Source organism: Bordetella genomosp. 5, assembly GCF_002261475.1.
In the GTDB taxonomy this organism is placed as follows: domain Bacteria; phylum Pseudomonadota; class Gammaproteobacteria; order Burkholderiales; family Burkholderiaceae_B; genus Bordetella.
This window is the reverse complement of sequence record NZ_NEVN01000004.1, coordinates 785,687-794,765: the sequence shown is the minus strand read 5'-3', so window position 1 is coordinate 794,765 and position 9,079 is coordinate 785,687. Positions and strand designations below refer to the sequence as shown.

Genomic DNA, 9,079 nt, shown 5'->3' with positions numbered 1-9,079 from the left:
CCCTGGCCGGGGCCGCGGCGGGCCGTGCTGCGGGCGACCGGGCAGCCGTGGGCGCGGGTGCGGCGGCCGGCGCGTCGTCGTGCGGTGTCTCGTTCTCCGGCGTCACGGGCGGCTCGGCATCGACCGATGCGGTGTCTTCCGTCGGCGCGGGCGCGGCCGTCGCGGCGGCCAGACGCGGCGCGCGGCTGGCGGGCTGCGGACGCGCCGGCGCGGGCGCGCGGCTGGCCTGGACCCGAACCGGCGGGGCCTGCGGCGCCAGATGGCGCGCCGGCACCTCGATCACCTCGCCGGCGTTGATCTTGAAGACCGACACGGCGTCGGCCAGGCGCTCGGCCTGTTCCTGCAGCGAGCCGGCGGCCGCGGCGGCCTGTTCGACCAACGCGGCGTTCTGCTGCGTCACTTCGTCCATCTGCGCCACGGCGCGATTGACCTGGTCGATGCCGCCGGACTGTTCGTCCGAGGCGGCCGAGATCTCGCCCATGATGTCGGTCACGCGCTTCACCGAGGCCACGATTTCCTGCATCGTGGCGCCCGCGCGCTCGACTTGCTGCGAACCCGTGCCCACCTTGGACACCGAGTCTTCGATCAGCAGCTTGATTTCCTTGGCGGCCTGCGCGCTGCGCTGCGCCAGCGAGCGCACTTCGCCCGCCACCACCGCGAAGCCCTTGCCCTGCTCGCCCGCACGGGCGGCTTCCACCGCGGCGTTCAGCGCCAGGATGTTGGTCTGGAACGCGATACCGTCGATCACCGACACGATCTCGCTGATCTTGCGCGAGCTGGCCGAAATGCCTTCCATGGTGTGCACCACTTCCGACACCGCGGAACCGCCACGCTCGGCCACGTCCGAGGCACTGGCGGCCAGCTGATTGGCCTGGCGCGCGTTGTCGGCGTTCTGCTTCACGGTGGAAGCGAGCTGCTCCATCGAGGCGGCCGTCTCTTCGAGCGAGGCCGCCTGCTGCTCGGTGCGCGACGACAGATCGGTATTGCCCGCGGCGATCTCGCGCGAGCCCACGTTGATCTCGTCCACGCCACGGCGCACCTGCGACACCGTGCGCGTCAGGCTTTCCTGCATGCGCTTGATGGCCGCCATCAACTGACCGACCTCGTTGCGACCATGCACCTCGACGCGCTGCGTCAGATCGCCGGCGGCGATGCGTTCGAACTGTTCGCCGGCGCGCGTGAGCGGCCGCACCACGGCGCGCGTCATGAACAGGTAGGCCAGCACGACCACCAGCAGGATCAGCGCCACGAACACGCCGTACAGCACCATCATGATGTTCGAGGTCTGACGGTAGTCGCCCAGCGTCTTCTCGCTCATGGTCTCGATGTTGGCCGAGAACGCCGTCAGCTTGGCCGCGAAGGCGCCGCTGGCCGCACCGGCCTTGCTGTTCTTGAGATCCAGATAGGTTTTTTCGTCGTTGCGATCGAGCGCCGACATCATCTCGTCAAGCGCGGATGCGAAGCTCTTGAATGCGGCGACGACTTCGGTCTCGTTCTTGCGGCCCAGCTCGGTGCGCTTGGGAATACCCGCGAACGTCTCGATCTTCTTGCTGGCATCGGCATGCAGCTCGCGCACCAGGCGCGTGTTCTCCGCCGCGCCCCTCGCGTCGCCCGCGCGCATCTGACCCGCGGCGATATCGGCGCGGATCGTGGCGCGCAGCATCTGCGCATAGGTGTCCTTCAGCAACGTGTTCTGTTGCACGCTTAAGCTGTCGATCGTGTCCAGTGCGGCGTTGGCCTGACGCGTCGCGTCGAGGCCGAGGCCGATGGAAGCCAGCGCACAGAGCGCCAGCACGAGCAAAGCCAGGAGAAGCCCGGTGCGGATCTTCAGATTGGCCAACATGGTTGCAGTTCTCGCAATTGCTTACGTCACAGCCGGAATGCCCGGCCCGCATGCTGCAACGGGTTCGCGGCCCTCCTGCCGCCAACCCGCCCACTACGAAATGCTTACCGCTACTGCCTTACTACGACTTCAGAACGATTCCCAATCGTCGTCCGCGGCCGCGCTCTTGCGCGGGCTGGCGGGCGGCATGGCCGGCGTGGCCGCTGCCGTGCCCGTGCGGCGCACGCTGCGACGGGCAGCGCCCGCGCTGGCTGCCGCCGGCTTGCTTGCAGCGGCGCTGGCCGGCTTGCGGGCCGTGGCCAGACGCGGCGGCGCGAGCTTGGGCGCGGCCTCGCTGGCAGCAGCCGGAGCCGCTGCCGGCGCCTGCGCGGCCTGCGCCGGGGCCGGTGCGGCCGGGGCCGCGACGCGCGGGGCCGGGGCCGCTGCGGCGTGCGCGGCCAATTGGCGCGCCGGCACTTCGATCACCTCACCCGCATTGATCTTGAAGACCGACACCGCTTCGGCCAGGCGCTGCGCCTGTTCCTGCAGCGAGCCGGCAGCCGCGGCGGCTTCTTCCACCAGTGCCGCGTTCTGCTGGGTCACTTCGTCCATCTGCGCCACGGCGCGATTGACCTGGTCGATACCGCTGGACTGCTCGTCCGAGGCCGCCGAGATCTCGCCCATGATGTCGGTCACGCGCTTCACGGAGGCCACGATTTCTTGCATCGTGTCGCCGGCGCGCTCGACCTGCTGCGACCCGGTGCCCACCTTGGTCACCGAATCCTCGATCAGCACCTTGATTTCCTTGGCGGCCTGCGCGCTGCGCTGTGCCAGCGAGCGCACTTCGCCCGCCACCACCGCAAAGCCCTTGCCCTGCTCGCCCGCACGGGCGGCTTCGACCGCGGCGTTCAGCGCCAGGATGTTGGTCTGGAACGCGATACCGTCGATCACCGACACGATCTCGCTGATCTTGCGCGAGCTGCTCGAGATGGCTTCCATGGTGTGCACCACTTCCGACACCGCCGAACCGCCCCGCTCTGCCACGTCCGACGCGCTCGCGGCCAGCTGATTGGCCTGGCGTGCGTTGTCGGCGTTCTGCTTCACGGTCGAGGCGAGCTGTTCCATCGAGGCTGCGGTCTCTTCGAGCGAGGCCGCCTGCTGCTCCGTGCGCGAGGACAGATCCGTGTTGCCCGCGGAAATCTCGCGCGAACCCACGTTGATCTCGTCCACGCCACGGCGCACCTGCGACACCGTGCGCGTCAGGCTTTCCTGCATGCGCTTGAGCGAGGCGAACAGCTGGCCGATTTCGTTGGAGCTGTTGACCTCGACGCGGCTGGTCAGGTCGCCACCGGCGATGCGGTCGAAGTGGGCGCCGGCTTCGCGCAGCGGACGCAGCACGTTGCGGCCGACGAACAGGCCTCCGCCCACGCACAGCAGCACGGCGAGCGCCACCAGCACACCGGTCACGATGTTGGCGCGGCTGTGAGCAGCCATGCCCTCGACCACATACTGGTCGGTGATCTGGTCGATGTAGCCCAGATAATCGTTGAGCGCGGCGTTGAACTTGCTGTTGGCCTGCTGCGCGGCGGGATTGGCCTGGATGTATTCGCCGATGGCCTGATTGCGCATCAGAGTCATCTGGCGGTCGGCGACGGCCTGGTATTCCTTGAAGGAGGTTTCCACCGGCGTGGCCCGTTGCTGCAGGTCGCTGGTCTTGGGCGTCTTGAGGAACTGATCGAAGCGCGCACGCGCCTGGGTATTGAGTTCGATCGCGCGCTGCGTGGACTGTTCGGATTCCTTGATCCGGCCTTCCTGCAGATCGATCATCGCGGTGTTCATCATCAACCGCGCACGCAACAGCAGGTTCGCCGACGAGTAGGCGGTGATCGCCTGGTCGGTGAACACGTCATTGACCTGATTCAACTTCTGGTTGCTGGCATTCAGACTCAGCCACGCAACACCATTGGAAACCAGCATGGCCAGGAAGAAGCTTCCCAGCACGATGGCCATGCAAGTGCGTACCTTCAAATTCGCAAACATGATTTTCCGTTTATCTATCGGACACGCGCTCCCCGGAGGGAGCGCGCGTTGGGTGCCTGAACCGCGGTGTTGGAATTAACGACCGCGTGCGAACAGGCTGGATCCTTCGATGCGCGAGAACGCCGCCGATGCGGCATCCAGCGCGACCTTGCGCAACAGCAGTTCGGTCGTCGCTTCGTACATATTCACGTCTTCCAGACCCGACAACTGGGCCGTATAGGACAGCGCGCGGGCATCGCCGGTCGCATCCAGGGCGTCCAGTTCGTTCATGCGGGCGCCCACGGAGGCGCGCACGGTCAGCACGTTGTCCAGGCTCAGCGTGAGCTGCTTGTTGGTCGTCGCGATCTGGTTCACGAGCTTGCTGGAAGCGACCGGGTCACCCTGCGACGGGTTCTTCAGCGCGGTGATCAGGTCGTTCATCGACGCGAACATGTCCATGTTCGTGCCGTTGGGCGGCTCGACCGTGAAGGCATCGCCGAACTCGGGCTCGCCGCTGATGCGGAACGACACGCTGTCGAACGTGATGGCGTCGCCATCGACGTACGGCACGTCGGTCGGCAGCGTCGCGTCGGGCGGCGTGCTGATCACGGAATACACCATGTTGCCCGCGCCGTCGTCGCCGAACTCGATCGAGTACGACTTGGCCGGATCGACCGGGCCGTTGATCGACAGCGAGCTGAACTGGCCGGTGCCGGTGTTGGCCGGATCGGCCTTGGTGATGTAGGCGCGCGTGCCCGAGGACACGCTCGAGAAGATGGCGGTGCCGATATCGCTCGAGGCGAGCTGGCGGCTCTGATCGACCTGGATCGTGCGCTGGCCCGTGTCACCCTGGTAGGTGATGTTGCCGGCGGCATCCTTGGTGTACGGCTGCGTCTGGCCCTGGAAGCCCGAGAACAGGTACTGGCCGTTGCCGTCCGTCGAGTTGGCCAGACCCATGATCTGGTCACGCGAGCTCTCCAGCGCGCTCACGAGCGCCTGGCGGTCGGCGTCGCTCATCGTGCCGTTACCGGCTTCCACGACGCGCTTGAGCACGTCCTGCAGCGTGGTCACGACCGAGGTGAGCGCGTTGTCTTCCATGCCCAGCGACTGGCGCGCCGTGGCGCGGTTGCCGTCGTAGGTCTTGTTCATGGCCGCGGTCTGCGACACGTTCACGGCCAGCGAGGCGGCGAGCGGATCGTCGGCGGGCGTCAGGACGCGCTTGCCGCTGGACAGCTGCTCCTGCAGGCGCGACAGATTCGCTTCCTGGTTCAGGATGCCGTTCAGGCCGTTCTGGTAAATCAGCGAGGTGCTCAGACGCATGGTCGAACTCCGAATCAGGTGCCGTCAGCGACGGCGCAATCTAGAAATAGTGATCAGCGAATGCCCAGCAGCGTATCGAACAGCACGCTGGCCACGTCCAGAATCTTGGCGCTGGCCTGGTACTGCTCCTGATACACCGACAGGTTGACGTATTCTTCGTTGAGGTTGACCCCCGACACCGACAGATGCGCCGCGTTCTGCTGCTTGATCAGGTTGTTCGACGCCGTCACCGACGACTTCAGGCTCTGGGTGTCCACGCCCACGGTGTTCACGAGCTGCGAGAACTGTTCGTTCAGGCTCATCGTGCCGTTGGCCAGCACCTTGGCGGTCTGAAGCTTGGCCAGCTCGAGGCCGTTGTTGCCGTTGGCGCTGCCGCCGGTGGCATCGGCCAGGGCCAGCTTGGTCGGGTCGCTGATCAGCGCCGTCAGGTCACGGCCCGCGTTGCGGGTGGCCTGCAGCGTCCAGGACTCGCCGGTGACCGCCGTGCCGGTACCCGTGAGGGTCAGGCCGTCGAACTCGAGCGTGTCGGGCGGCGTGCCGGTGGCCGTCAGGTCCATCACGACGCCATCCGACAGACGGGTCACGCGGTAGTCGTCACCGCCCACCGCTTCGATGCGATAGGCACTGGCGCGGATCTGGTTGGCGTCGGTGTAAGCCGACTGCCATTCGGCGTTGGACGTGTTGTTGCTGTTGCGGATCGCGGCCGGCGCGGGCAGCCCGAACAGGGCTTCGCCCGGATCGCCATTCAGGTCCACGCCCAGGGCATGCTGCTCGTTCAGCGCCATGGCCAGGCCGATGGCGAGCTGGCCGAGCTGGTCCTGGACGGCGTCCAGCGACTGCTGGCGGAACTGCAACAGGCCACCGAGCTTGCCGCCGCTGATCTTGCCGTCCTGCATCTCGACGGCGACCGTGGTGCCCGTGCCCGAGGGCAGCGAATAGGCCACGGCGACACGGCGCGGATCGGCTTCGGAAGCCACCGCCTGCAGCGGATACACGGTCTTGCCCGACAGCAGCGTCTGGCCGCTGGAGAGCGAAATGTTGAGCGACTCGCCCTGTTCGTAGGTGCGGATGCCCACCAGCTGGTTCAGCTCGGCGACGGCCTGGTCGCGCTGGTCCAGCAGGTCGTTCGGGGCGTGTCCGGTCTTGCCGCGGGCGATCACGATCTGCTCGTTGAGATCGTTGATGCGGCCCAGGTAGCTGTTCACCTGCTCGACCGTGGTCGAGATCTGGGTGTTCAGGCCCTGACGCTGGTTTTCGAGCTGCTGGTACGAGGTGTTGATCTGCGTGACCAGCGTGTTCATCTTGCCCAGCAGATCCTGGCGCACGGCCGGATCGGCGGGCTTGCTGGCCGCGTTGTTCAGACCCGTGAAGAAGCCCGACAGCGCCGGCGTGATGCCCACGGTGCGATCGGCGAACAGATTGTTGATCGCCGACATCTGGTCGTACTGGGTGCTCAGCTGGGCACCGCTGCCCTGCGCGCCGACCAGTTGCTGGTACAGAAAGCTGTCGTACTGACGCTTGACGGTGTCGACCTGCACACCGCGGCCGAAGAAGCCCTGGCCGGTGGCGCTCGCGCCGGCGGTCGAGGTGACCACGCGCTGACGGCTGTAACCGACCGTGGTCGCGTTATTGATATTGTGGCTAGTCGTCTCCAGGCCCGCCTGGGAGGAGTTCAGCCCCGTCATCGCCAAGTTGTACAGATTCATGCTGCAAAGCCCCGTAGTGACCGATCACCGGTACAGATACCCGCTTAACGGCAGATATTCACAGAAATTTAGAGACCGCCCGAAAAATCCGCGCTGGCGACCGACAGCCGCATCTGACTCATGATGTTGATGAGTTTTTCGGCGTAGCGCGGGTCGGTGGCATAGCCCGCATCCTGGATGCGGCGGGCGGCGTCGACCTCGTTGCGCGCCTGCGTCACGGCCTCGTAGCGCGGGCTGTTACCGATCAGGCGGGCGTAGTCCGCGAACGACTCTTCATACGAGCCGTAGGCCCGGAAGGGTTGCGTCACCTTTTGCGCCACGCCATTCACGTACTCGGTGGTCAGCACATTGACGACCTTGCCCTTCCAGCTCGAGCCGGCCTTGATGCCGAACAGGTTGTAGCTGGTACTGCCGTCCGGATGCTTGATCTCGCGTTTGCCCCAGCCCGACTCGAGGGCAGCCTGGCCCAGAATCAGGCGCGCCGGCACGCCGCTCTGATCGGCGGCCGCATTGGCGGCGCGCGACATCTTCGAGACGAAGGCGACCACATGCTCGGGCGCGCCTTCGGCCACGGCCAGCGCGCGATCGCTCGCGCGGTTGTGACGCAGCACGTCGAGCAGCGCGGCCACGCTGCGCTCGGGCACGGTGCCCGCCTCGCCCAGCACGTAATCGCCGCGCAGATCGCGCCGCACCACGGTATTGCTGGCCGAGCCGGCGCCGCCGATGGCGCTTTCCGGATCCGCGGGCGTGCCCTGCCCCTGTTGCATCTGCGCCAGCAGCGCCTGCGCCAGGCCGATACCCGGCGTGGCGAGCGACAGCGCCATCTGCTCGTCGACCATGCCCTGGACCATCTGCGTCTGCTGCGAGTCGAACAGCCCTTCCTTGGGCGTCGCCTCGCGCATGCGCTTGAGCATCATCTGCAGGAACAGCGCTTCGAACTGGCGCGCGACGGCCTTCTGCTGGGCCGGATCGGCGGGCGCGTCGGCGGCCTGCCGCTTCATGTCGGCCAGGCGTCCCATGTCGAAAATCGATTCTTGGGAGGCCGGGCGCGGAGTGTAGGAAACGAAAGACATGGCGTCAGATGATCTCGAGCTCGGCGCGCAGGGCACCGGCCGTCTTCATGGCCTGCAGGATGGCGAGCAGATCCTGCGGCGTGGCGCCCAGGGCGTTGAGGCCCTTCACCACGTCGGCCAGGTTGGCGCTGGTCGTCACGCGCTGCAGCGAACCGCCTTCCTGGCGCAGCTCGATCTGCGTGTTGGGCGCGACCACGGTCTGACCCTGCGTGAACGGCGTGTCGGGTTGGAACACCTGGTTCTGCTGATTGATCACCACCGACAGATTGCCGTGGGCCACGGCGGCCTCTTCGATCATCACGGTGCGGTTCATCACGACCGAACCGGTGCGGGCGTTGATGATGACCTTGGCCATCGCCGGCGCGCGCTGCACCTGCATGTTTTCGACGCGGGCGAGGAAGCCCGGCATCTGGCCCGGATCGAGCGGACCGCGCAAGGCAACCACGCGGCCGTCCATCACGGTGGCCGTGCCCTGGCCCATCTGGCGGTTGATCGCCAGCGCCACGTTCTGCGTGGTGCCGAAATCGGTGTCCATCATCTCGAGATAGACCATGCCGTCTTCGGCGAAGGTCGTGGCCACCGGCCGCTCGATGATGGCGCCCGAGCTGATGCGGCCACCGTTGAGCTGGTTGATCTGAACGCTGGAGCCACCGGCGGAGGCGCCCGCGCCGCCGACCAGGATGTTGCCCTGGGCGATGGCGTAGGTCTGGCCGTCCGCGCCCTTGAGCGGGGTCATGAGCAGCGTGCCGCCGCGCAGGCTCTTGGCGTTACCCATCGAGGAGACGACCACGTCCATGGTCTGGCCCGGCCGCGCGAACGCGGGCAGCGTGGCCGTCACCATGGCCGCGGCCACGTTCTTGAGCTGCATGTTGCTGCCCGGCGGCACGGTGATTCCGAGCTGCGACAGCATGTTGGTCAGGCTTTGCTGCGTGAACGGCGTCTGGCGCACCTGGTCGCCGCTGCCGTCCAGGCCGACCACGAGGCCGTAACCGATCAGCTGGTTGCCGCGCACGCCCTGGAAGGTCGCGAGGTCCTTGATGCGTTCGGCGTGGGCGGCGCCCACCGCCAGGCTGCCCAGCAGGCAGGCCCGCGCCGTCAGGCGCAACACGGAAAGGAGCGTGGTGCGAAGTGTCATGGGA

6 protein-coding genes are annotated in these 9,079 nt (G+C 66.9%); all 6 read right to left on the bottom strand.

From position 1 onward, the window contains the following. Positions 1 to 1,843: methyl-accepting chemotaxis protein (locus CEK29_RS10085; protein WP_094857983.1), on the bottom strand; the 1,843-nt coding region annotated here is incomplete at its 3' end. 129 nt (positions 1,844 to 1,972) lie between these two features. After that, positions 1,973 to 3,862, bottom strand: a complete 1,890-nt coding sequence (locus tag CEK29_RS10080) for a methyl-accepting chemotaxis protein (RefSeq protein ID WP_094857982.1) — start codon at positions 3,860 to 3,862, stop codon at positions 1,973 to 1,975. 75 nt (positions 3,863 to 3,937) lie between these two features. Beyond that, positions 3,938 to 5,161: a flagellar hook-associated protein FlgL gene (flgL, locus tag CEK29_RS10075; protein WP_094857981.1), complete on the bottom strand. Its 1,224-nt coding sequence runs from the start codon at positions 5,159 to 5,161 to the stop codon at positions 3,938 to 3,940. Between the two features lie 53 nt (positions 5,162 to 5,214). Further along, positions 5,215 to 6,867, bottom strand: a complete 1,653-nt coding sequence (flgK, locus tag CEK29_RS10070) for a flagellar hook-associated protein FlgK (protein WP_094799439.1) — start codon at positions 6,865 to 6,867, stop codon at positions 5,215 to 5,217. Positions 6,868 to 6,935: 68 nt separating this feature from the next. Continuing rightward, the gene (gene flgJ, locus CEK29_RS10065) at positions 6,936 to 7,940 is read right to left on the bottom strand and encodes a flagellar assembly peptidoglycan hydrolase FlgJ (RefSeq protein WP_094799438.1); all 1,005 of its coding nucleotides are present in this window, start codon (positions 7,938 to 7,940) and stop codon (positions 6,936 to 6,938) included. Positions 7,941 to 7,944: 4 nt separating this feature from the next. Beyond that, positions 7,945 to 9,075 carry a flagellar basal body P-ring protein FlgI gene (locus CEK29_RS10060; RefSeq protein WP_094799437.1) on the bottom strand — a complete coding sequence of 377 codons (1,131 nt, stop codon included), beginning with the start codon at positions 9,073 to 9,075 and terminating at the stop codon, positions 7,945 to 7,947. Positions 9,076 to 9,079 lie beyond the last annotated feature (4 nt).